This window comes from Nocardia sp. Tas62D01 (assembly GCF_055232035.1).
Genome location: NZ_JBUYUZ010000001.1, coordinates 7,205,198 through 7,227,206, shown reverse-complemented (window position 1 = coordinate 7,227,206; position 22,009 = coordinate 7,205,198). Strand labels below are relative to the sequence as shown.

Genomic DNA, 22,009 nt, shown 5'->3' with positions numbered 1-22,009 from the left:
CGGGCGCACTCATGCCGGTTCCGATACTCAAGCAAGGCACCTTTCTCATAGCGTCGGTCCAATCAGCGTTGACCGACGCCGATACCGAGCGCCTGCAGGACGACCTGATGAAGCAGGTCAGCAAATATCGGGCGCACGGCATCATCGTCGACGTCACAGCCATCGACGTGATGGATTCCTTCGCGGCGAGATCGCTGCGAACCATCGCGCACATGACGCAGCTCCGCGGCGCCGAAACGGTCATCGTCGGATTGCAACCCGAAGTCGCGTTCGCCATGGTGCAGCTCGGGCTAACGTTCGAAGATATGCACACTGCCCTCGATCTCGAAGAGGGCCTCGCTTGGCTGAACCGCAAGACGCCAGCCCGTCGCCAGCGAGATGGTCGTGACAGTGGCCGCTGAGAACTTGGTGATCGCGGTCAGGGTGTCCGGTGACATCGTTATCGCGCGACAGGCCGGACGCGAACTGGCAGCCAAGCTCGGATTTTCCCTGACCGACCGCACGATGATCTCGACCGCGATATCCGAGATCGCCCGCAATATCACCAGTTACGCAGGCAGCGGTGAGATCCGGTTGCTCGTCGATGACCGGGAGGGTCGGCAGGCGCTGGTGGTACAGGCCGAGGACCAGGGTCCCGGCATACTCGACATCGCCCGTGCGCTGGACGACGGCTACTCGACGGGACGCGGCCTCGGACTAGGACTACCCGGCGCCCGGCGATTAATGGATCGGCTGAACGTGGATTCGGCACCCGGCAAGGGCACGTTGGTAGAGATGTGGAAGTGGGTACCCAACGGTGCATGAAGACGGGTTCATCGGCCGAATCGAGTGGGCGGTGGCTGGTCGCGCACTACCTGGGCAACACGTCTCCGGTGACCGCTGTGTCGTCCTCGACGCCGGCAGTGGCGGAGTGCTGTTCGCCGTCCTGGACGGGCTCGGGCATGGCGCCGCCGCCGCCGATGCCGCCGATCGGGCCGCGCAGGTGCTCTCCGAGAACCGCGCCGAACCATTGGACGTCCTGATGGTGCTCTGTCATCGGGCCATGGCCGAGACCCGCGGTGCGGCAGTGTCTTTGGCACTGTTCGATGCCGCCGACACGGTCCGCTGGCTCGGTGTCGGCAATGTCGATTCGCAGGTGCTGACCGCGGGTCCGATCGGGCTCACCATCCGCGCGACCGTGCTGCTGACCGGCGGCATCGTCGGCTATCGGCTACCGCACAACCTACAGCCGCAAACGGTTTCGGTGCGGCCCGGCGACCTACTGTTGATGTCAACCGACGGCCTCATCATCGACTCCCCGGAGAGCATCGACCTATCGAAGTCCACCGCCGAGATCACCGCCGACATTCTCGCCAAGCACGCCAAGGACACCGATGATGCCCTGGTGCTCGCCGCGCGCCATCGGGGCGGGCCACCGGATGTGACGACATGACCGCCGCGCTGGCCGCATTTCGGGACGCCTACGCGGATGCGCTACGGCGGCACCTGGATTCGCCGACACAGGCCGGTCTCGCGGAGGGCTACGACCTCGGCCGCCGCGCCCTCGTCGAAGGCATCAGCCTGCTCGATCTCACCGAGAACCACTTCCGCGTCGTGCAGGACGCGCAGCAGCCCGCAGACGAGCAGGACGCCAAGCTCGCGGAGACGGCGCTGGAATTCCTGCTCCAGACCCTCGCCGCGCTGGACATCGCCACCCGCGGCTTCCTCGACGGCAATCGCCGCTACGAGCAACAGCGTTCTCGCGCCGACGATCTCGCGGGCCGCGACGCGTTCCGCACCGCGCTGGTGGAGTCGCTGCAGGACGGTTTCTTCGTGGCCGACGCGCACGGCACCATCGTCGAGGTCAATTCCGCCTTCGGCGCGCTGACCGGCTACGGCGCCGCCGATATCCCCTACTCGCTGCCGCATCCATGGACGATGCCCGAGAGTCCGCGCTATCCCGATCTCGGTACCGAGGCACAGCGTTTCGTCATTCCGATCCAGCATCGCGACGGGCGCGTCGTGTGGCTGGCTGTGAGTACCAGCGCGCTCATCAAGCCGGAGAACAACGAGCAGATCTTCGTCGGCACCATCCGCGATGTCACCGCCGAACACGATGCCCAGGCCCGCGATCAGGCCGCCTCCCGGCTGGCCACGGCCGTCGGCGCGGCCACCAGCGTGGTGGAGGTGCTCGCGGTCGGGCTGGACGAGCTGCGGCGCACCATCGGCGCGGAAGTCGCGGTGGTGCAGGTCTGGCCGAGCCGCAATTCCGGACCGGAGGTGTATGTCTCCGGCGCCGCACAGTACGCGGAGCGGCCCGCGAACACCGGGCCGGGCGCGCCGGAGGCCGACGTGCTCGACGCACGAGCCCGAGCGTTGCTGGACCGGGCTCGGCGCAGGCCGGGCCGCAGCCTGGTCGCGATTCCGGAGGGCACCGACAGTTCCGAGGGTATCGTGGCGCCGCTCGGCGAAACCGGCGACGCCGCACTGTGGTTGCGCTTCGCTGCGCCGCGCGCCATCAGTGCCGCGGACTGGACGTTGTTCTCGCTGCTCATCGGTCATCTCAGCCTCGCGGTGCAGCGGGCGCGCAACTTCGATCAGGCCCGCTCGACCTCGCTGACCCTGCAGCGCGCGATGCTCGGCCCGATCGAGCTGCCGCCGCGGTTCTCCGTGCACTACGAGCCCGCGCTGCCACCATTGGAGATCGGCGGCGACTGGTATGACGTGGTGCCGCTGCAGGACAGGACGATCGGCATCGTGGTCGGCGACTGCGTCGGTCGAGGCTTGTCCGCCGCCGTGGTGATGGGCCAATTGCGCACGGCCGCAAAGACTCTGCTGCTGGGCGGCGCGGGTCCCGCGCAATTGCTCGCCGAACTCGACACCGTGGCAAGCCGCATTCCGGGCGCCATGTGCACCACGGTGTGCGCGGCCGTGCTCGATCCGGTGCGCGGGCTGGTCCGCTACAGCAGCGCGGGCCACATGCCGCCGATCCTGGCCGACGTCGGCCGGCCCGGCCGACTGCTCGAGGGCGGCCGCGCCGTGCCACTTGCCACCTTCGACACACCGCGGCGACCGGAGGCCACCACCGCGCTGTCCCCCGGTTCGACGCTGGTGCTGTTCACCGACGGACTGGTCGAACAGCGCGGCGTGGACATCGACGACAGTTTCGCCAATATCTCCGCGGTCCTCGCCGACACCGCGGCCAGACTGCCGCGCGAGGTGGCCGACGCGGTGCTGTCGCGGTTGCGCCCGGCCGCGGGCTACGACGACGACGTCGCCATGGTGGTCTACCGGCAGCCGCCAGCTCCGCTACAGCTGGACGTGCCCGCTCAGGCCGATCAACTGTCGGCGCTACGACGGAGCCTGAAGGCGTGGCTGGCCGCCGCGGCGGTACCGCACGATCTGGCGTCGGATCTGGTCGCAGCGGCCAACGAGGCGTGCAGCAACAGCATCGAACACGCCTACCTCGACGGCGAGCTGCAACACGTGGTGCTGACCGCCGAATGCGATACACAGACGGTGTCCATTGTGGTCGCCGACACCGGAACCTGGAAACCCCGCTCGGCCGACCCCGGCCACCGCGGCCGGGGCATCGACATGATGCGCGCACTGACCGAACAACTCGATATCGACCACACCGGACCGGGCACTCGCGTCCGCATGTCCGTCACCCTGCCCGCGATCAAATCGCCAGTGGCGAACCCGCTTCGCGGCACGAACCGCCAGGTTTCTGGGTGACGATGCAGCGAGAACGGCCGGTTCATGGCAGATTGTGATGATGTGACCAATACTTCCGGAGACGCGTATCCCCTCGCGGACACGATGACCACCGCGGTGACGTCCTACGACGCCGCAACCGTGCTGACGGTGGCCGGCGAGGTCGACCTAGCGACAGCGCCCGCGCTGGAGGCCGCGATCGAGGGCATTCTCAATGCCAAACCCGCGGCCCTGATCATCGACCTGACCGCGGTCAGTTTCCTCGCCTCGGCGGGCATGGCCGCGCTCGTCGGAGCGCACCAGCGGGCCGGGAAGGCAACGTCCATCGCCGTCGTCGCCGACGGCCCGGCGACCAGCCGTCAGCTCAAGATGACCAGCCTCGATCAGGTGTTCGCCCTGCATTCCACTCTGGACCAAGCGCTCGCCGCGACGCGCGAATCCTGAAGTCCGCTCGAACAATCCACGCTGGGCTCGCCGCACCGAATGCGGCGAGCCGCCAGCGCCTCAGCAGAGTTCGCGCAGCTGCTCGATCAGCTTGACCCGCTCACCGCGGGTGGCGGCCATCGGGACGACGTTGAGGACGGTGACACCCGCCTCGGCGAAGGCCGCGACCCGCTCCTTGACGTAACTCGCCGGGCCGACCAGGGAGATATCGCGCACCAGATCGTCCGGGACGACCTTGGCGGCCTCTTCCTTCTTGCCCGCCAGGTACAGCTCCTGGATACGGTCGGCCTCGGCGCCGTAGCCGTACTTGGTGGCCAGGGCGTGATAGAAGTTCTTGCCCTTGGCGCCCATGCCGCCGATGTAGAGGGCCAGATGCGGTTTCACGAATTCCAGTAGCGGCGTGACCTCTTCACCGATGGCCAGCGCCGGTCCGGCATACACGTCGAGCTCGCCGAGGATCGGATCACGTTTGGCCAGACCGGCATCCAGCGATTCGCCCCAGACTTCCTTGGCCTTCTCCGGCACGAAGAAGATCGGCTGCCAGCCCTCGGCGATCTCGGCGGCCAGCTCCACGTTCTTCGGGCCGAGCGCGGCGAGCAACACCGGAATGCGTTCGCGCACCGGGTGATTGATCAGCTTGAGCGGCTTGGCGAGGCCGGTGCCCTCGCCCGCGGGCAGCGGGATCTTGTAGTACTTGCCGTCGTATTCGAGCCGTTCGCGGCGCCACACCTTGCGGCAGATCTCCACCAATTCCCTGGTGCGGCCGATGGGGGCGTCGTAGGCCACGCCGTGGAAGCCCTCGATCACCTGCGGACCCGACGCGCCTAGGCCGAGCACGTAGCGGCCGTCGGAGACGAAGTCCAGGCCCGCCGCGGTCATCGCGGTCAGGCTGGGGGTGCGGGTGTAGATCTGCAGGATGCCCGAGGCCAGCTGCAAACGGGTGGTCTTGGCGGCCAGGTAACCCAGCGCGCTGACGGCGTCGAAGGAATATGCCTCGGGGACGAACACGATGTCTAGGCCGGCCCGCTCCAGATCGGCCACTTCCGCCGCCGCCTCTTTGAAACCGCCCGAGTAGTTGATGCCCAATCCGATCCGCATAACACTCAACATAACCGCAGCTACGGACCGGGCGTGCACCGGCCACCCGGGTGCGGGCGGTAGCGTATTCGCGGTAGTTCCCTGTTGTCCGAAGGAAACGAAAGGCCACCCGCCGTGTCGCAGCCCACCACGTCGCCCAAGGAAACTGCACCCTCGCTTGGCGGGGCCACGCTTGCGCAGTACCTGACCGACCTGGCCGCGAAGGTCCCCGCGCCCGGCGGTGGCGCGATCGCCGCGCTACACGCCGCCCAAGGGGCCGCGTTGATCGCGATGGTGGCGCGCTACACCACCCGGGCCAAGGACGCCGATCACCGTCCGGTCATCGATCGCATCATCGAAGCAGCCGACGCCGCTTGCGGGCGTGCGCTCGCCCTGGCCGATGCCGACGCGGGCGCCTTCACCGCCGTCGGCGAGGCATACAAGCTGCCGAAGTCGACCCCCGAGGAAGCCGCCGAGCGCACCGAAGCCATCGCCGCCGCGCTGATCGAGGCCGCCCGGGTGCCCGCCGCTGTCGTCGCCGAGGCCGATGAAATCCTGTCGCTTGCCGCGGAGTTGCTGCCGATCGGCAATCCGAACGTGGTCACCGATATCGGCGCCGCCGCCGATGCCGCCCGTGCCGCGGCGACCAGCTCGCAGCTCAATATCGAGATCAATGTTGCGTCCCTGACCGTCGACCAGGGTGGCCGATTCGCCCCCGTGCTGATGCGCATCGAGGAGATCACCGCACGCGCGGACGCATTGCACGCCGATGTACTGCACGTGGTACGCGGCTGACGCCGACGAGCGCCGCTTCGAGATCATCCGGCTGCTGTGGCGCGGCTGATATCGCTTGTACGACGGCCGATATCTGTCGCTGTCGGATGCCCGAGTGTTCGATCTGCCCGAACAATCGCCGGTTATCGCGGTGGCCGCGGGTGCTCGTTCCTCTAGAATGGATTTCTGTCTACCCACCATCTTGAAGGGGTGGAGCCATGAGGAGCGTACCTCGCTATCTGTTCCTTGCGACCATGGTGATGGCCTTGGCCGCGTTTGGGTCCGGCGCAGCATTCGCCACGTCGATCGGAACACCATCAGCCGCTTCGGTAGCGGCCGTCACGCCATCGGCCGGCCAAGAGGTCGGTATCGCACATCCGGTGACGATCCTGTTCGCCGGTGCCGTCGCGGATCGAGCCCGCACCGAGCGAACCGTCGACATCCGGTCCACCCAGCCGCTTCCCGGGACGTTCGCGTGGGCGAACGACCGCGAATTGACCTGGACGCCAACGGGATTCTTGCCCGCCAGCTCGCCCATTTCGGTGCAAATAGGCAGCGCCCGAACGGAATTCCGTACCAATGCCGGAATCGTGGCCGACGCCAATATGTCGAACCACACCTTTACCGTCACCGTCGGTGGTAGCGCACCGCGCGTCATGCCTGCCTCGATGGGCAAACCGGGTCGGGAAACACCGACCGGCACCTTCCCGATCCTCGAGCAGTTCCGTTCCCTCGTCTTCGATTCCCGCACCATCGGCATCCCGCTCAGCTCGCCCGAGGGTTATCTGCTCACCGGCGAGTACGCCGAAAGGCTCACCTGGGGTGGGGTTTTCGTCCACTCGGCACCCTGGTCGGTGGATTCCCAGGGCAACGCCAATGTCAGCCACGGCTGCATCAATCTGGCACCGGACGACGCCGCCTGGTATTACCAGATCGCGAGCGTCGGCGACCCGGTCTCCGCGCACTGGTAGACCGCCGACCATCCCCGCTTCCGACCCGGCCGGGGTCGGAAGGTGCCCCCGGTCACAAGCGGGGGAAGTACGTCGGGGTATGCGCGAGTTCCACATTCAAAGGCCCTGCGACGCAGCGGAAGTCGAATTCCAGTAGCTGTGGGGCGCTTGGGCGGTGATCACCCCCACCGATGTCGGCTCGGTATTGGGCGAGCTGCAGGCGCCCTGGTGGGTGGCGGGCGGCTGGGCGATCGACGCGTTCACCGGTTGCCGCCGCGAGCACAGTGATGTCGACGTGGCGATGTTCCGCACGGACCTGCCCCGCGCTGCGCGAGTCGGTCGGCGGCTGCACATCTGGTTGGCGGGGCCCGGACGGGATTCGTCCGGTCGACGAGCGCTTTCCCGATGTCGCCGATCAGGTGTAGCTGCGCGCGAATGCCTTGTCGCCCTGGCTGATCGACGTGCTGCTCAATCCCGACCAGCACGGCGTGTGGGTCAATCGACGCGACCGCTCCATGGTCGCCCCACTCGACGACACCCAGCGCGCCACCGTCCGCGGACACGTGCATCGGCATCACCCGGAGCACGAATGGCTCACGCTCATGGATGATATCGCTCGAGCCCCTCGCACAATGCGGCCGATGCGCAGTATCCTGCGGAGCTAACACAGTTGGGAACGAACGTGACGGTATGGCGTCTGATGAAGGGTGGGGCGATGGATCGACAGGAGACGCGCTCGCGGCCGCGCGAGAGCTACCAGGGTGGCTGGTCGGATTGGGCCGACCAGTTCCCCGTCGAACCGGATCCACCGAACGACCCGGACTACTTCTACGAAGACGAGGTCTACGCGCGCATGATCGACCGATCGCGGGGGCGGCGGTGGCGTCAGCGCGCGGCGAGCGCGCGACGTTGGCTGCCGGCTCTGCTCGGGTCCCTCGGGGCGGCCGCACTGCTCGCCGTCGCCTTCGCGCAATTCCGTGGTCCGGCACCGGCACCGGTCGCGTCATCCAATCCGACCCAGGTCGCCGCGTCGGCAACCGTTCCGGCCGCGCAATGCCCGGCCGGGCGTGTAGGTAACACAATCCGGGGCAACGGCGTGGGTGGCGTCGACTCCGGCCCCGCCGCGATCTTCGCCTTCCAATACGCCTACTACGTGGCACGCTCGAGCGAACAGGTCCGCGCCGTCGTCGCCCCCGACGCCGCCGTCTCCCCCGCCGCCGATATCCAACAGGGCATCGACAGCATCCCCGTCGGCACCATCCACTGCGTCACCATCACCCCGGGCGCTTTCGTCGGCCAATACCTTGTTCGAGTCAGCGAGCAGCGCCCGGACGCAAAATCCGTCTCCTACAACGCCCAACTGGTCACCACCGCCCGCACCGGCAACAAAACCCTCATCACCGCCATCACCGCAGCCCAGTAATCAAGGAATGCCGCGACATCGGCCGCAGGTCTGGGTTCGCCTCATACTTTGGGCGATTCGGAAGTAGACCGAGGTCCACTCGAACCGTGTGCCTGCCCAACGCGATCGAGCTGCCGACCCGGCCCTCCGGGGTCGCCGAGGCGCGGACACGGCGTCGGCCGCCGCCTCGGGTCCACACGAACCGGCCGAGGCGAAGGGCGCGCGACCCTTCGCCTCGGAGTTCAGACGCGGCGGGCCTTTTCGGCGGCCACGACGGCGTGGCGCATGAGCAGAGCGGTCGTGACGGGGCCGACGCCGCCGGGGACGGGGCTCAGCGCGGATGCCTTGCCGCGCACGGACTCCGCTTCGACATCGCCGACGATCTTGCCGTCGGGGGCCTCATTGGTGCCGACGTCGATCACGACCGCGCCCTCGCGAACGTGCTTGCCAGTGACCAGGCCGATGCGGCCTGCGGCAGCCACGACGATATCGGCGGCGGAGGTGACCGAGGGGAGGTCGGTGGTACGGGAATGGGCGATGGTGACGGTCGCGTTTTCGGCGAGCAGGAGTTGGGCCAGTGGCTTGCCGACGACGTTGGAACGGCCGACCACCGCGACATGCCGACCGGAGAGCGGGATTTCGTGATGCTTCAGGAGTTCGACGACTGCTTCGGACGTGGCGGGGACGAAGCCGTCGAGACCGGTGGCCAATAGACCCAGCGACAGCGGGCTGACGCCGTCGACATCCTTGGTGGCGACGATCGAGGAGCTCACGCCGTCCAGGGTGACGCCCGCGGGCAGTGGCGTCTGCAGCATGATCGCGTCGGCCGCGCGTTCCGCGCTGCGCGCGGTGAGTTCCTCACGGATGGTGGTCACGCTCGCGTCGGCGCCGAGATCGACGGTGTCGCAGACGATTCCGAGGCGTTCGGCGGCCTTGCGCAGTGAGTTGACGTACCAGGCGCTGGCTGGATCGTCATTGGCCACGATCAAGGCCAGCCGCGGCGCGGTACCGCTCGCGGTGAGCGCGGTAGCGCGCTCCTTGGTGTCGGCGTTGATGGCGGCGGCGAGTTCCTTGCCGGTCAGCGAAACGGTATCCACGTTATGACACCCTATCCGGCGCATCGCACCGCTGGCTCCGGCGGGCACCTCCGCGCCGGACCGGTTTGCCCTGGCACCGGAAATAAGCGGCGGATTAGGCCCCGGCAATTACGCGATTATGACCCGTACCAGTCGTATCGTTGTGGTTGCTTGCCCCGGCTAACTGTCAGCTGATCTACCGAGAAGCCCGTTTCATGCGCGGAAAGGTGTCGACTGAAGTGAAGATCTCGAGGCATTGGAAAACCCTGCTCGCGACCTCGTTCGCGGCCCTAACCATTACCGGTCTTGCCGGCGCGCCCGCCCAGGCGGCCCCGGATACCGACGCCCTCTACAACTCCGCCCAACGCAACTTCACCGACGGCAACGATGCCGCGGGCCGCTCCGAGCTGTGGCAACTGATCGGCGCGGATCCCTCCGACGCCGAGGCGCTGTCGCTGCAGGCGATTTGGTCGCACTACGCGGGTGACCTGCCCGCCACTGCCGCCGCGATGGCTCGCCTGTCCGCGGTCGACCCGGCCATGGCACAGGGCACCAACAACGTGCTCGGCGCCATCAGCGCCGCCGTCGGCACCCTGCCTAATCCGCTGCCCGCCCTCGTCGGCCCGCAAACCGGGATCGTGGTGTGCGGCTACGGCCTACAACCGGACGGGTCGCTACGTCCGGAGCTGGTGAACCGACTCATCGCGGCCTGGCTGCAGGCGATCGCCTCACCGTTCTCGCCGGTCGTGGTGACCGGCGGCAACCCGCAGAACGGCATTACCGAGGCCGAGGCCATGCGCGCCTGGCTGGTCGGCAAGGGCCTGCCCGCCAACCGCATCAATCTCGAGACCCGGGCCGGCTCGACCGTGCAGAACGCCCTGTTCAGCACCAGAATGCTGCGCGATCTCGGCGCGAACAGCGCGGTAGTGGTGTCCTCCCCCAACCACATTCGCCGCGCGGTCGCCGACTTCATGGTCGCCGGAACCCGGGTGGTCGGCGCCACCACCTCGCTGGAACAGCTGGTGTCACAGCTGCTGCCACCGGCAAAGCAGAACCAGCGCGGCATCTATCTCGACGCCACCCGGACGTTCCAGTTGTCCATCGCGCGCTAGCGCCGACCCGGATATCGGTTGGCCTGCACTGCGCGGGACCAGGCAGGATGTCCGGGTGAGACCAACGGGAAGTACCGATCTAGCCGCGCGCCTGCGCGCGGCCGGCTGCGTGTTCGCCGAAGAGGAAGCCGCGCTGCTGGCCACCGCAGCCGCGGAAACCGGCGCCGACTTGGAGATCCTGGTCGGACAACGGGTTTCGGGCACGCCGTTGGAGTATCTGCTCGGCTGGGCCGAGTTCCACGGGTTGCGCGTCGCAGTGGCGCCCGGGGTGTTCGTGCCACGGCAACGCACGGGATTCCTCGTCGACGAGGCCGCGGAGCTCGCGCGCGCACACTCTGGCGACAGCCTGCTTGTGGTCGATATGTGCTGCGGCTCGGGCGCATTGGGTCTCGCACTGGCGACGACACTGGCCGCCGAAGGACGTTTGATCGACCTCACTGCCGCCGACATCGAGCCCGCTGCCGTCGAGTGCGCGCGGCGCAATCTCACACCGATCGGCGCCCCGGTGTATGAGGGTGACCTGTTCGAGCCGCTCCCCCACGATCTGCGTGGGCGCATCGACATTCTCCTCGCGAACACCCCGTACGTGCCGTCCGAGATGATCGCGCACATGCCCCCGGAAGCACGTGACTATGAGCTACGCACGGCGCTTGACGGTGGCCCCGACGGTCTGGACATCTTCCGCCGAGTGGTCGACGCCGCGCAGACCTGGCTCGCGCCCGGCGGTCACCTCCTTGTCGAATCCAGCGCGGCACAGGCTCCGATCGCGACAGCCGCGCTGACCGACCACGGATTCACCGCCCGCGTTGCGGAATCCGAGGAGATGTACGCCACGGTCGTCATCGGTACGTGGCCTATGAACTGAACAAACATCAGAATCATTGCAGGTCAACGACTGTATCTGATACCTTCCGCGCCATGCATGACGAGGAGCGGCAACGGTAGACGTCCGGTCTCATCGTGCCGATGTCTGTCGGTTGGAGGAACGCCGAAGTACAGCGTCATGGTCTTGGCCCGCAGCTCTTCGGACATCCCCGGCACGCGATCGACAAAACCCGCTGTACCGCGATGGTTTGGGTATCGATGTACTCGAGCAAGCCCTCGTTGACGTTCACCGATCCGGCGTTGATTCGCGCGGCGACTTCTCGGCCGCGATCGGTGCGACGTGCCGCTGCTCGACGCGGTTGATCAAAGCGCGAACCCGTTCGTCGCCAGCGAGCCAATCGTCGAGCACCACGTTGACCGCGCCGCGCAGCAGGGCATACGGCTCCCACTGGACGGGAGCCATGGTGCGTGACGCGCGGTGGGCGATGCCCTGCGCGATCGATTCGGCGGCCTCGCTCACGCTGATGCGCCGACTGAGCGGCCATGGGAGCAGTGCGGCGACATTCGCGCCGAGCTCATCCTCGTCGAGGGCGGTACGAGTCATGCTGGTTTCGACGATGCCGAAATAGGCAATGCCCGCGGTGGCGCCGACCGCGGCGAGTTCCACCCGCAGCGCTCGGCCGAACTGCTCGACTGCGGCCTTGCTCACCATGTACGGCGATCCGGCCATGCCCGGCGCAAAGGCCGCCGCGGACGACACCACAACGACGTGGCCACGGGCGGCGACGATGTCGTCCAGCGCCGGGTGCACGGTGTTGAACACCCCGGTGAGGTTGACGCCGATCACGCGGTCGAAATCGGCGGGATTCATCGTCCTGATGGTCGCCGGTTCCGGGGCAACGCCCGCATTGGCGACCAGCACATCGATCCGGCCGAATCGTTCGCACACCCGAGATATGGCCTCGCGCATACCGATTCGATCGGACACGTCCGCGCGAACGACGAGCGCTCGCTCCCCCATCGATCGGCCCACCCGCGCCGCGGCGGGTTCGTCGATATCGATCAGCGCCACGAGCGCGCCCGCGCGATAGAGCTTTTCGGCCAGCGCACGACCGATGCCGGTACCCGCACCGGTGATCACGACCACCCGATCGCGCACGTCCAGCTCGGCGCCCGGGCTCGTCGCGAACGCCAGCAGTTGGCGTGCCAGTCCGAACACGAAGCTGCTCATCACACCCCTATCTCCGACGACTCGTCATCGAATCATCTTGTGCGCCGCCGATATTCGAAGCTACGGTCAGGGTACAGACCGGCATATCGGCGGGCTGCTCCAGCCGGACCACTTTTCGGCTGGGCCACAGCTGCTTCAGTTCACAAATCCAGTTCGAGCTCGCCACCGCGCGAGCGTGATACGCAGGTCAGCATCGCACTTTCACGGTCACCGTCGAGCAGTAACCGGTCCCGGTGGTCGATCCGGCCCGCCAGTACCCCCGCCCGGCAGGTCCCGCAGAACCCCTGCTGGCAGGAATACGCGACACCCGGCAGCGCCCGCCGGATCGCGGTCAGCGCGGATTCGTCGGCGGCGACATCGACATCGATCGCACTGCGGCGCAATCGAATCCGGAACGGCTCACCATCACGCACCGGCAGCGGCGAGAACCGCTCGGTGTGCAGCGACGCGGTCTGATCGTGCAGCGACAGCACCTCGCGCGCGGCGTCGGCCAGCGCGGGCGGGCCGCACACGTACACCGCGGCGCCGGTGGGCGTCTGCTCGAAGATCATCCGCGGATTCGGCACACCGAACTCGTCGTCCGGCCGCACCACCACGTCACCGCCGGTGTAGCCGGCAAGCTCGCACAAGAACGGCATCCGCGCCCGCGTCCGCCCGAAATACATCAGACGCCATGGTGTTCGGGCGCGCTCGGCGGCGGTGATCATCGGCAGGATCGGCGTGATCCCGATACCGCCTGCCACGAACAGATACTTCGGCGCCGAGATGAACGGGAACGCATTGCGCGGACCACGCACGGTCAGCAGGTCACCTGCGAACAGCCGCGCGTGGATCTCGCAGGACACGCCTTCGCCGTTCGCTATATGGCGCACCGCAATCCGGTACGAATAACGGTCCTCCGGATCGCCGTTCAGCGAATACTGCCGTTGCCGACCCGACGGCAGAAACACATCGATATGCGCACCCGGCGTCCAGGCGGGCAGCTGTGCACCATCCGGGTCGCGCAGGGTGAGGCTGACCACGCCTTCGGCCTCCGGCACGATCCGCTCGATCGCGAGCGGGAAGTCGTAACCGGAGTGCCGCACCGGCTGCGGACGCGAAAGAAGCTGCGCGGCAGTGCCTTCGACGAACACGCGCTTGTACACGTCGACCGCCGAGGCGAGTATCCGCAGCCCGGCTCCCGGCCGGAACGCCGCACCAACGCCCGTGGTCATGCGCTGGTCCGTGCCGCTGGCGATTGCGCGAGGTAGCGCAACGCGTTGTCCATGGGGCCGAGCTGGGAGGGATGGAAACCCGGCCGCAGGTACCGCGGAATCTCGGTGAAGAACGTGGTGAAGTTTGGCACCACGCCGCGCACCGATGCGCTGACCAGCTGCAGCGGCCAGAACCGTCCCTTGTCTCGCGAGGGGTCCTGATGGAACAGGTAGCCACCCGAAACCACAAACAGCGCAAGCAGTCCCGTGCTGGCGATGACCGCATGGCGCGCCTTGCGCGCGTAGCCGCCGTCGACGTACATGTACGCGTCGTAGACCACGCTGCGGTGTTCGACCTCCTCGGCGCCGTGCCAGCGGATGAGATCCAGCATCGCCGGATGCATTCCCTTCGCCGCGAGCTTGTCGTTGGTCAATAGCCATTCCCCGATGACGGCGGTGTAGTGCTCCATCCCGGCGAACAATGCCAGTCGCTCGCACAGCCATTCGCGTTTGGCGCGGCCGGTCAGCCCGTGGTCGCCGAGCACCCGATCGATCATCCAGCCGACCCGATCCACCATGGGGCCGACATCCAGCCCGAGCCGCTGCAGCTGTAGGCGCGCCTTTTCGTGGGAGCTCGCGTGCATCGTCTCCTGGCCGATGAAGCCACGCACTTCCTCGCGTAATCGCTCGTCGTCGATCAGCGGTAGGGCTTCGGCGAGCGCCTGCGCCATCGCTCGCTCCCCCTCGGGTAACACGAGGTGCATCACGTTGATGATGTGGGTCGCCATGACTTCACCAGGGATGTAGTGCAGCGGCACCGAATCGAAGTCGACGTCGCGCGCGTGGATGGCATGCGCCTGGTCAGGATAGGCAGAGCTCATGTGGTGGTCCTCACGTCTCGGTCCTGCAAAACCGCACCATTAATGTATTTCTGCCATCAGGTGATGTCAACATCACATGATGTCAACTTCTCGTTCGTGGGAGGATCGGGCCATGGACGACGAACCCGACGGATCGATACCGGGCATGCGCCGCTGGCGTGGTCGGCCGGCCGCCGACCGGATCGCCGCGCGCCGCGAACAACTCATCGAGGCCGCCATCGAGTTAATGGCCACTATCGGCGCCTCGGAAACCTCCATGCGCGGCGTCTGCAGGCAGGCCGGGCTCACCGAGCGCTACTTCTACGAAAGCTTCCCGAATCTCGACGCGCTGTTCACCACCGCTCTCGAGACGGTGGTCGTCGGCGCCCGCGACCGACTATTGGCGGCACTGGCCACGGCACCGGCCGATCCGGAAGGGCTGTTCCGCCATGCCATTTCGGCATTCACAGACTATCTCGTGGAAGATCGCAGGCGCGGCCGGATCATGTTCGTGGAATCCCAGGCCACCCGCGTGCTCGGCGAACGCGGCAATGAACTCATCGAGCAGTTCACCACCCCGATCGCGCTGACGATCGGACCGGGCACCGACGATCAACCGGCGCCGGACTCCGCCGACAACGCCCTGAACTCGCACGCCATCTTCGGTGCGATGGCCTACATGTACCGCCCGTGGCTGGACGGCGCCATCGACATGTCACGGGAACGGTTCGACGAACACTCGACCCGCGTGCTGCGCAATATCGCGGCCGCCCGGTCCTCCACCACAGCGCCCTAACCGTTGGTCGATGCCGGATCCAGCCGCTCGGCTCGCGCGAAGTTCATGGCGCTGTCGGTGATCTTGCCGTGGCGCAGGGCGACCAGGTCGCGTAGGTAGCTCATCCGCAGCAGCCACGGCGCTTTGGTGCCCTGGATCGGGAACTGGCTGGCCGCGCGCTGCACATAGCCGGGGTTGAAGTTCAGGAACAGCGACGCCGCGCCGACCGACGGATCGCGCACCGGCGTGCACCGCACGTATCCGTGCGCGTCCATGTGCCGCAGCAAGCGAACGATGTACTCGCAGACCAGGTCCGCCTTCAGCGTCCACGAGGCATTCGTGTACCCGATGATGTAGGCGAAGTTCGGCACGTCCGACAGCATCATCGCCTTGTAGGCCATGCGCTCCGACAGTGTGACAGGGCGGCCGTCCACGACCAGGTCCATACCGCCGAACGCCAGCAGATTCAGTCCCGTTGCCGTGATAATGATGTCGGCGTCGAGCCGCGCGCCGGAGGCGAGCGTCAGACCGGTCTCGGTGAAGGTGTCGACCGTGTCGGTGACGACATCCAGCTCGCCCTTGCGGATCGCACGGAAGAAATCGCCGTCGGGCGCCAGACACAGTCGCTGATCCCAGGGGTTGTAGGACGGCGTGAAGTGGGTGTCGATGTCGTAGCCCGGCGGCAGCCAGCGCTGCTGCCAACCGCGGATGCGTTTGCGCATGGCTTCCGGATAGCCTTGGCTCAGCTGGTACATCGCGGTGGATAGCGCGACATTCTTGGCACGGGCCACCGTGTAGGCGGCGCGGACGGGCAGGAACTTGCGCACCCTCATGGCGAGGTCGTCGCGCGCGGGCGCGCAGATGATGTAGCTCGGTGAGCGCTGCAGCATGGTCACGTGCGCGCCCTGTTGCGTCAGCGCCGGACCGAGGGTGACTGCCGTGGCTCCGCTACCGATGAGCACCACCCGCTTGCCCGCGACATCCAGCTCCGACCGCCAGTGCTGCGGGTGGATGATCGGGCCCGAGAAGCGTTCGGCGCCCGCGAAATCCGGGGTGTAGCCCTCGTCGTAGCGGTAGTAGCCGGAGCAGCAGAACAGGAATCCGGCGATGAGGGTGACGGTTTCGCCGGTGTCGGCGCGTTCGGCCTGCACGATCCAACGGTTGTCGGCCGAGGACCATTCCACTCGGACCACCCGATGCCCGAACCTGATGTGCCGGTCGATGCCGCTCTCGGTGGCGGTGTCGCGCACATAGTTCAGGATGTCGTCGCCGTCGGCGATCGACTTGTCGCCCATCCACGGCCGGAAGCGGTAGCCGAGGGTGTACATATCCGAGTCGGAGCGAATGCCCGGGTAGCGGAACAGGTCCCAGGTGCCGCCGATCGCGTCGCGGCTCTCCAGGATGGTGTAGGTCCGCCACGGGAACGCCCGCCGCAAGTGATACGCGGCGCCGATCCCGGACAGTCCGGCACCGACAATGAGCACATCGACGTGATCGCCCGCGATCGTCATGGATCTCGTCCTCCGTCATCGGTGGCTCCGGCGCGGCACCGGCGCGCGCCGACAGTACCCCCAGCCTATCGACCGGACCGGCATTTCCGGCGTAGTCGCACGAGCCTACGGGCCTGTCATCCGATGCGTCCGTCGTCGCGCGGCAGCCGGTATCGGGTTGCGGTCGGCCGCAACATAGTTGACGAATTGATCACTTCTGGACAACCGACCGAGACCGATCGGTACGCGCGCGAACGGCTCGCAGTGAAGTCACTCACAATCCCCCATTCGAGACACCCCATCCAGGGGGCTCGACGCCGGCTGCCCGAAAGATTAGCCACAGGTTTGCCCAGGTCGACGCGAGCAGAATTCCGGCCCGGCTCTGGAGAAGATCGACGGCGGCAATCTCTGTGCCGATGGAACCGTGCACGGGTTGCGTGCGTCTCTATCATCAGACGGAACCAGTGGAAGGGACGACCGCCATGGCTGTTGACAGCACATTCGGTCCATACATCGAGGACGCCAAGTCAGGGGCGTTGCAGGTACGGATGGAGCCGCAGGCTTTTCTCGACATCGACAAGGCCTGCCAGGATCTGATCATCGACCTCTCCTCGGCGCAGAACGATGCCAGGGCGCTCGGCGAGCGGGCATATTGGGGGCTCGGTGAGGACAATCCTCGACTGTCGTCGGCGATCGAGCTGGTGAACCTGTTCCGGGAGAAGGCTTTCGGCGGGCCGAACAACGCGTACGACACCATCGGCGACTACATCACGGTGGCCACCGAGATCCAGTCGCTGTTCACCACCATCCGCGAAGCCTATGAGCGCACCGACGAAGACTTCGCACGGCAGTTGCGTGAGCTCAGGTTATGAGATTCGGCACGGGCAGGCGGTCGGCGGGTGTCGCGACCTTCACGGCGATACTCGCCGTCCTCACCGGATGCGGCGGGAACTCCCCGACACCGACGGCGATGCCCCAAGGCTCGCCGCCCTCGACCACCAAGTCCGGTACGCCGACGAGCAGCTCGAACCAGAGCGCTTCCTTCGATCCCTGCACCGCATTGACACCGCAATTCCTGGCCTCGCACCAATGGGATTCGCGCCCACCGACGCCCAGACAAGAGTCCATCGGCGACATGCGCTGGAAAGGTTGCCTCTACGTCGCGCAGACTGCGTACACCTTCCGCGTACAAACCACCAATGGCACCCTCGCGCAGGTTCACGAAAAGTTCCCCGCCGCCGTCGATCTCACCGTCGCGGACCGCAAGGCCCTGCGCTATGAGGCACGCCCCGACGTCCCCGGCGGCTGCACCGTCAATGTCGAGATGAAGGCCGGGTCCCTCTACATCCTCGTAGACGACCCCCGTAGCATACACCTCCACAAGCTCCTCCCCTGCGCCAGCGCCACCAAGATCGCCAAATCGGTCGTCCCCCTCCTGCCCGCAGGCAGCTGACCAGCGACGCGAGCGCACTGCTAGACACCGAGTAGTGGGAGGAGAGTGTCGGCAGATTCCACGTCCAGCAGGGTGCGTTTGGCGAGGAGGCCGCCTGCGTAGCCGGCCAAGGATCCGTCGGGGCCGACGACACGGTGGCACGGGACAGGATCAGCAGATGGTTGCGGGCAAGCGCACCAGGGCGCGTAGAGGTCTCGGTGCAGGGCGTTCCAGTCGTTGTCGGTGTAGCGCAACAGGATCGGGGTCGGCTTGGTCTGCGGAGGTCCCGGTCGCGGGTTTCACGCCGCTTCGAGGGTGAGCAAAGTGTTCTTGGCTTCGATGCCGCCGACGTATTGGCCTATGGTGCCGTCGCTGCGGACCACTCGGTGGCACGGGATCACCACGGGCAGGGGGTTGTGCGAGCAGGCGGAGCCGACGGCGCGGACGGCACGCGGGTTGCCGACGGCGGCGGCGACGGCGGCATAGCTTTTGCGGCGGCCGTAGCCGATGTCTCGCAGGTGCTGGATGACCTGGCGGCGGAAGCCGTCAGTGAGTTGCAGGTCGAGGGGCAGGTCGAAATGGGTTCGGGCGCCGGCGAAGTACTCGTCGATTTCGTTGGCCGCGGCATCGAGGCGCGCGGGGGCGGCCAGTATTCGGGGGCTGACGCGCTGGGCGAGGGTGGCCAGGACGGCGACGTGGTCCTCGTTGGGGTAGGCGACCCGGACCAGACCGGCGGGCGTTGCTGCCAGCAGCAGGGTGCCGACGGGGGTGTCCAGGGTGCGGTAGGCAACGTCGAGCAGGCCCGCGGCCTGGGCATCGGCGGCCAATCGGCTGTGCAGGTGGGAAAGCAGGTCGGCGCTGTCGGGGGTCAGTCCGTCGAAGAGGCCGTCCGCGCGGTCGATGGTGGCCATCATGCTCGATCCTTCGGGTAGAGCTTGCGTAATGTTTTCAGCCCGTCCGCGGCGGCGCGGCGGGCGGCGTCGGTCGAATTGCCCAGCAGCTGAGCAATTTCGGCGTGCGGCAGACCTGCCAGATAGTGGTAGGCCACCGCTTGGCGCTGCTTGGTCGGCAGCGCCACCAGTGCGGCCCACAGATCGGGGTCGTAACCGGCCGGATCGGCGTTGGGGGCCGCGCGCACGGGCAGCGTTTCCGCCGGGACGGGTGCGCGGGTGAGTGCTCGCCCCACATCGGTCGCGCGACGGTGCGCGATCGTGACCAGCCATGCCTCGATGTTCGTGTCCGGGCCGAGATCCGGATAAGCACGCAGCGCGGACAGGAACGTCTCCGACCACGCGTCGGCGGCATCGGTCGGACCGAGCACCGCCCGGCACACGCGCAACACCATCGGGCCGTACTCGGCCACCACTTCCTCGAACGGCGGCAAACTCACACTGGGTAGACGGTGGCCGGTGGCCAAACGTGAGATCGAGATTTCACGACACCACCACCGAACTGCGAGACAGGCCGCTAGCACGGAGTACCCGCCGGCCGATACCGGCGCGGATGGAGTCGTCGGCACCGATGATGCGGACGTGGCGGCGGGCGCGGGTGACGGCGGTGTAGAGCAGTTCCCTGGTCAGCAGGGTGGATTCGGGTTCGGGCAGCACAACCGAGACGGTGTCGTACTGGCTGCCCTGGCTGCGGTGGATGGTGATGGCGAAGACGGTGACCACGGCGGGGAATTGGGTGGGGTGCACCAGATAGGGCTCGCTGCCGCGTTGCAGGGCGGCGCGCAGCGAGCCGTCCGGCATGCGCACGATCACGCCCGTGTCACCGTTGAAGATGCGGGCCTCGTGGTCGTTGGCGGTGACCAGCAGAGGTTGGCCCGGATACCAGGGGGCCTGGTAGGAGTCCGGGCCCGCACCGCCCGCTGCCGCCCACTCGGCCGCCATGCGGTCCCAGCGTTCGACACCGAAGGGACCCTGACGGTGGGCACAGAGCAGGCGATGGGACTCCAGGGCGGTCAGGGCAACCGCGGCGTCGCCGTCGAGCGCGGCCGCGGTCACTTCCTTAGCGGCGTGGACGATATCGGCGCGTACCGCCACCGTCTCTTCGGGTGCGCTCAGCGACAGCTCGGTGCCGCCCGCGCGGAGTAGATCGAGCGCGGTGTCGGCGTCGCCCGCGCGGATCGCGACCGCGAGTTCGGCGATCTTGCCGCCGAAGCGGCGACCGCGGGTCAGGCGGACGATTCCGCCGCGCATGCGGGTGCGCTCGAGATTGGTGAGCGCCTCCGGATTGTCTTCGCCCGCAGCCGATTCCAGCGCATCGGCGCCGAGGATCGGATCGAGCATCGGATTCGGTTCGCCGACAACGGGTCCCGCGACGAGGTCGGCGAGGACGGCACCCGCGTCTACCGAGGCGAGTTGATCCGGGTCGCCGACCAGCACCAGGCGGGTGTCCGGGCGCAGCGCGGCCAGCAGCCTGCTCATCATGGTCAGCGACACCATGGAGGTTTCGTCGACGACGATCGCGTCATAGGGCAGCCGGTTGAATTCGTGATACTTGAACCGGGTGGTGCGACCGCGCTGCCAGCCGAGCAGTCGATGCAGGGTGGCGGCGGTGAGATCCGGCAGTTCGAGCGAGTCGGCCTGCTCACGCACCGCTTCCTGAAGGCGAGCGGCGGCTTTGCCGGTCGGAGCCGCCATGGCGATACGGAGTGTGGGCAGTTTCGGATTCGCGCGTTGATGCGCCTCGAGCAGCGCCAGAATCCGGGCGATGGTGTGGGTTTTTCCGGTGCCGGGACCGCCTGCCACCACCGTGGTCCAGTGGGTGGCGGCGAGCGCGGCGGCCAGGCGCTGCCGGTCCGGCGCGGCACCGACCGGTGGGTCGAAGAGGCGGTCCAGTTCCCGGCGCACGATGCTCGGGTCGACCACCGGATGGTCACCGGACCGCTCGGTGAGCACCCGTCGAATGGTTTGCTCCTGCTGGTAATACCGATCCAGGTACAGCAGCGGGCCCGCGTCACTGCGTCGCTCCGCACCGACAAGCCGCAAGGGCTGCAACGGACCTGCCGGTCCCCCACACACCAGCGGGCTCACCCGCAATGCGGCGACGACGGCATCGATGTCGGGCCACGGCAGCGTCGCCGGGTCGATGCCGGCACCTGCGTCCCAGGTTCCGTCGGCGTCCACGCCGATCTCCCGCATCCGCAACAGCTCCAGACACACCGAGCCGGATCGCACCGCCCGCACCGCGAGCGCGGCCGCGAACAGCACCTCCTCCGACGCCTCCCGGCCCATCCGCCCCAGCCGCAAGGCCACGTGGACATCGGCCGCCGACAACACACCGGCCTCGTTGAAGATGCGCAAGAGCCCAGTCCCCCGCTGCGCCACCTGAATCGACGTCATCGCCGCGCCACCGCTCTCCGCCTGGTCTCCCGATCGAGTCGACCTGATCCGATCCCATCCACCGTCGAATGAGCTGACCACACCCTGCGGGCGTGCACCTGCTGATTTCTGACACACCGAATCACGGGGGAAGTCCTCTGCCGGAAATCAGCACGCGTGCGGCTGTGTCGGCGGCGGGCCGATCCGCTGGGTACCAGCGTCGTCGCAGCCGCCTGCCCGGCATCGAGCGAGCACGGAAACCTGGTGCAGTACAACGCCGTCGGCGTCGGATAACAGTCGCGACTCTGCTGACTCGGTGCGGACCGAATCGCGTCCGAATCCGTAG

General features: G+C 67.3%; 25 protein-coding genes. 14 read left to right on the top strand and 11 right to left on the bottom strand.

The window, feature by feature from the left end:
• Nucleotides 1-11: 11 nt before the first annotated feature.
• The 5 genes from ACV7NQ_RS34530 (at nt 12) to ACV7NQ_RS34510 (ending at nt 4,140) form a co-directional block, all read left to right on the top strand.
• Nucleotides 12-401: an STAS domain-containing protein gene (locus tag ACV7NQ_RS34530; protein WP_328400287.1), complete on the top strand. Its 390-nt coding sequence runs from the start codon at nt 12-14 to the stop codon at nt 399-401.
• A complete protein-coding gene (locus tag ACV7NQ_RS34525) occupies nt 379-804 on the top strand; it encodes an ATP-binding protein (protein WP_463363386.1) in 426 nt (141 codons plus the stop codon). The genes ACV7NQ_RS34530 and ACV7NQ_RS34525 overlap by 23 nt, the downstream gene beginning before the upstream one ends.
• The gene (locus ACV7NQ_RS34520) at nt 797-1,432 is read left to right on the top strand and encodes a SpoIIE family protein phosphatase (RefSeq protein WP_463363385.1); all 636 of its coding nucleotides are present in this window, start codon (nt 797-799) and stop codon (nt 1,430-1,432) included. The genes ACV7NQ_RS34525 and ACV7NQ_RS34520 overlap by 8 nt, the downstream gene beginning before the upstream one ends.
• The gene (locus ACV7NQ_RS34515) at nt 1,429-3,717 is read left to right on the top strand and encodes a SpoIIE family protein phosphatase (RefSeq protein ID WP_463363384.1); all 2,289 of its coding nucleotides are present in this window, start codon (nt 1,429-1,431) and stop codon (nt 3,715-3,717) included. The genes ACV7NQ_RS34520 and ACV7NQ_RS34515 overlap by 4 nt, the downstream gene beginning before the upstream one ends.
• 84 nt (nt 3,718-3,801) lie before the next feature.
• Nucleotides 3,802-4,140 (top strand): STAS domain-containing protein, encoded by a 339-nt coding sequence (locus tag ACV7NQ_RS34510; RefSeq protein WP_463365930.1) that lies wholly within the window; start codon nt 3,802-3,804, stop codon nt 4,138-4,140.
• 60 nt (nt 4,141-4,200) lie between these two features.
• Here ACV7NQ_RS34510 and ACV7NQ_RS34505 read toward each other — a convergent pair whose 3' ends face one another.
• Entirely contained in the window at nt 4,201-5,238 is a 1,038-nt protein-coding gene (locus tag ACV7NQ_RS34505; protein WP_463363383.1) for an LLM class F420-dependent oxidoreductase, read from the bottom strand.
• A 114-nt stretch (nt 5,239-5,352) separates the two neighbouring features.
• On the opposite strand from ACV7NQ_RS34505, the gene ACV7NQ_RS34500 reads away from it, so the two are divergent.
• The 4 genes from ACV7NQ_RS34500 to ACV7NQ_RS34485 all read left to right on the top strand — a co-directional run bounded on the left by ACV7NQ_RS34500 (nt 5,353) and on the right by ACV7NQ_RS34485 (nt 8,364).
• Nucleotides 5,353-6,012, top strand: a complete 660-nt coding sequence (locus tag ACV7NQ_RS34500; protein ID WP_463363382.1) for a cyclodeaminase/cyclohydrolase family protein — start codon at nt 5,353-5,355, stop codon at nt 6,010-6,012.
• Between the two features lie 197 nt (nt 6,013-6,209).
• A complete protein-coding gene (locus ACV7NQ_RS34495) occupies nt 6,210-6,962 on the top strand; it encodes a L,D-transpeptidase (protein WP_463363381.1) in 753 nt (250 codons plus the stop codon).
• Between the two features lie 154 nt (nt 6,963-7,116).
• On the top strand, nt 7,117-7,551 hold the full coding sequence (locus tag ACV7NQ_RS34490) for a nucleotidyltransferase domain-containing protein (RefSeq protein ID WP_463363380.1): 435 nt from the start codon (nt 7,117-7,119) through the stop codon (nt 7,549-7,551).
• Between the two features lie 105 nt (nt 7,552-7,656).
• Nucleotides 7,657-8,364 carry a hypothetical protein gene (locus ACV7NQ_RS34485; protein ID WP_463363379.1) on the top strand — a complete coding sequence of 236 codons (708 nt, stop codon included), beginning with the start codon at nt 7,657-7,659 and terminating at the stop codon, nt 8,362-8,364.
• A gap of 221 nt (nt 8,365-8,585) precedes the next feature.
• On the opposite strand, the gene ACV7NQ_RS34480 is transcribed toward ACV7NQ_RS34485, so the two are convergent.
• Complete coding sequence (locus ACV7NQ_RS34480) at nt 8,586-9,440, bottom strand: bifunctional 5,10-methylenetetrahydrofolate dehydrogenase/5,10-methenyltetrahydrofolate cyclohydrolase (RefSeq protein WP_463363378.1); 855 nt, start codon at nt 9,438-9,440, stop codon at nt 8,586-8,588.
• A 218-nt stretch (nt 9,441-9,658) separates the two neighbouring features.
• Here ACV7NQ_RS34480 and ACV7NQ_RS34475 point away from each other — a divergent pair, with 218 nt between their 5' ends.
• Nucleotides 9,659-10,531, top strand: a complete 873-nt coding sequence (locus ACV7NQ_RS34475) for a YdcF family protein (RefSeq protein WP_463363377.1) — start codon at nt 9,659-9,661, stop codon at nt 10,529-10,531.
• 55 nt (nt 10,532-10,586) lie between these two features.
• Nucleotides 10,587-11,396 (top strand): putative protein N(5)-glutamine methyltransferase, encoded by an 810-nt coding sequence (locus ACV7NQ_RS34470; protein ID WP_463363376.1) that lies wholly within the window; start codon nt 10,587-10,589, stop codon nt 11,394-11,396.
• A gap of 246 nt (nt 11,397-11,642) precedes the next feature.
• Here ACV7NQ_RS34470 and ACV7NQ_RS34465 read toward each other — a convergent pair whose 3' ends face one another.
• The 3 genes from ACV7NQ_RS34465 to ACV7NQ_RS34455 form a co-directional block, all read right to left on the bottom strand.
• Complete coding sequence (locus ACV7NQ_RS34465; protein ID WP_463363375.1) at nt 11,643-12,587, bottom strand: short-chain dehydrogenase/reductase; 945 nt, start codon at nt 12,585-12,587, stop codon at nt 11,643-11,645.
• Between the two features lie 140 nt (nt 12,588-12,727).
• A complete protein-coding gene (locus ACV7NQ_RS34460; RefSeq protein WP_463363374.1) occupies nt 12,728-13,801 on the bottom strand; it encodes a PDR/VanB family oxidoreductase in 1,074 nt (357 codons plus the stop codon).
• Nucleotides 13,798-14,661: a metal-dependent hydrolase gene (locus tag ACV7NQ_RS34455; RefSeq protein WP_463363373.1), complete on the bottom strand. Its 864-nt coding sequence runs from the start codon at nt 14,659-14,661 to the stop codon at nt 13,798-13,800. The genes ACV7NQ_RS34460 and ACV7NQ_RS34455 overlap by 4 nt, the downstream gene beginning before the upstream one ends.
• Nucleotides 14,662-14,773: 112 nt before the next feature.
• Between ACV7NQ_RS34455 and ACV7NQ_RS34450 the strand changes: the two genes are divergently transcribed.
• Nucleotides 14,774-15,436 carry a TetR/AcrR family transcriptional regulator gene (locus ACV7NQ_RS34450; RefSeq protein ID WP_463363372.1) on the top strand — a complete coding sequence of 221 codons (663 nt, stop codon included), beginning with the start codon at nt 14,774-14,776 and terminating at the stop codon, nt 15,434-15,436.
• Here the strand turns inward: ACV7NQ_RS34450 and ACV7NQ_RS34445 are convergent.
• Nucleotides 15,433-16,926 (bottom strand): flavin-containing monooxygenase, encoded by a 1,494-nt coding sequence (locus ACV7NQ_RS34445; protein ID WP_463363371.1) that lies wholly within the window; start codon nt 16,924-16,926, stop codon nt 15,433-15,435. The genes ACV7NQ_RS34450 and ACV7NQ_RS34445 overlap by 4 nt on opposite strands.
• 461 nt (nt 16,927-17,387) lie before the next feature.
• Between ACV7NQ_RS34445 and ACV7NQ_RS34440 the strand changes: the two genes are divergently transcribed.
• The gene (locus ACV7NQ_RS34440) at nt 17,388-17,777 is read left to right on the top strand and encodes a hypothetical protein (protein ID WP_463363370.1); all 390 of its coding nucleotides are present in this window, start codon (nt 17,388-17,390) and stop codon (nt 17,775-17,777) included.
• Here the strand turns inward: ACV7NQ_RS34440 and ACV7NQ_RS34435 are convergent.
• A complete protein-coding gene (locus ACV7NQ_RS34435; RefSeq protein WP_463366129.1) occupies nt 17,767-17,961 on the bottom strand; it encodes a hypothetical protein in 195 nt (64 codons plus the stop codon). The genes ACV7NQ_RS34440 and ACV7NQ_RS34435 overlap by 11 nt on opposite strands.
• On the opposite strand from ACV7NQ_RS34435, the gene ACV7NQ_RS34430 reads away from it, so the two are divergent.
• Nucleotides 17,876-18,358, top strand: coding sequence for a DUF3558 domain-containing protein (locus ACV7NQ_RS34430; RefSeq protein ID WP_463365929.1), 483 nt, complete (start codon nt 17,876-17,878; stop codon nt 18,356-18,358). The two genes, ACV7NQ_RS34435 and ACV7NQ_RS34430, sit on opposite strands and share 86 nt — an antisense overlap.
• 20 nt (nt 18,359-18,378) lie before the next feature.
• Here ACV7NQ_RS34430 and ACV7NQ_RS34425 read toward each other — a convergent pair whose 3' ends face one another.
• Genes ACV7NQ_RS34425 through recD form a run of 4 tightly spaced genes read right to left on the bottom strand, consistent with a single transcriptional unit; the run spans nt 18,379 to nt 21,684 of the window.
• Complete coding sequence (locus tag ACV7NQ_RS34425; RefSeq protein WP_463363369.1) at nt 18,379-18,591, bottom strand: MGMT family protein; 213 nt, start codon at nt 18,589-18,591, stop codon at nt 18,379-18,381.
• Between the two features lie 45 nt (nt 18,592-18,636).
• On the bottom strand, nt 18,637-19,248 hold the full coding sequence (locus ACV7NQ_RS34420; RefSeq protein ID WP_463365928.1) for a methylated-DNA--[protein]-cysteine S-methyltransferase: 612 nt from the start codon (nt 19,246-19,248) through the stop codon (nt 18,637-18,639).
• Entirely contained in the window at nt 19,248-19,727 is a 480-nt protein-coding gene (locus tag ACV7NQ_RS34415; protein ID WP_463363368.1) for an RNA polymerase sigma factor, read from the bottom strand. The genes ACV7NQ_RS34420 and ACV7NQ_RS34415 overlap by 1 nt, the downstream gene beginning before the upstream one ends.
• Before the next feature lie 43 nt (nt 19,728-19,770).
• Nucleotides 19,771-21,684, bottom strand: a complete 1,914-nt coding sequence (gene recD / locus ACV7NQ_RS34410; RefSeq protein ID WP_463363367.1) for an exodeoxyribonuclease V subunit alpha — start codon at nt 21,682-21,684, stop codon at nt 19,771-19,773.
• Nucleotides 21,685-22,009 lie beyond the last annotated feature (325 nt).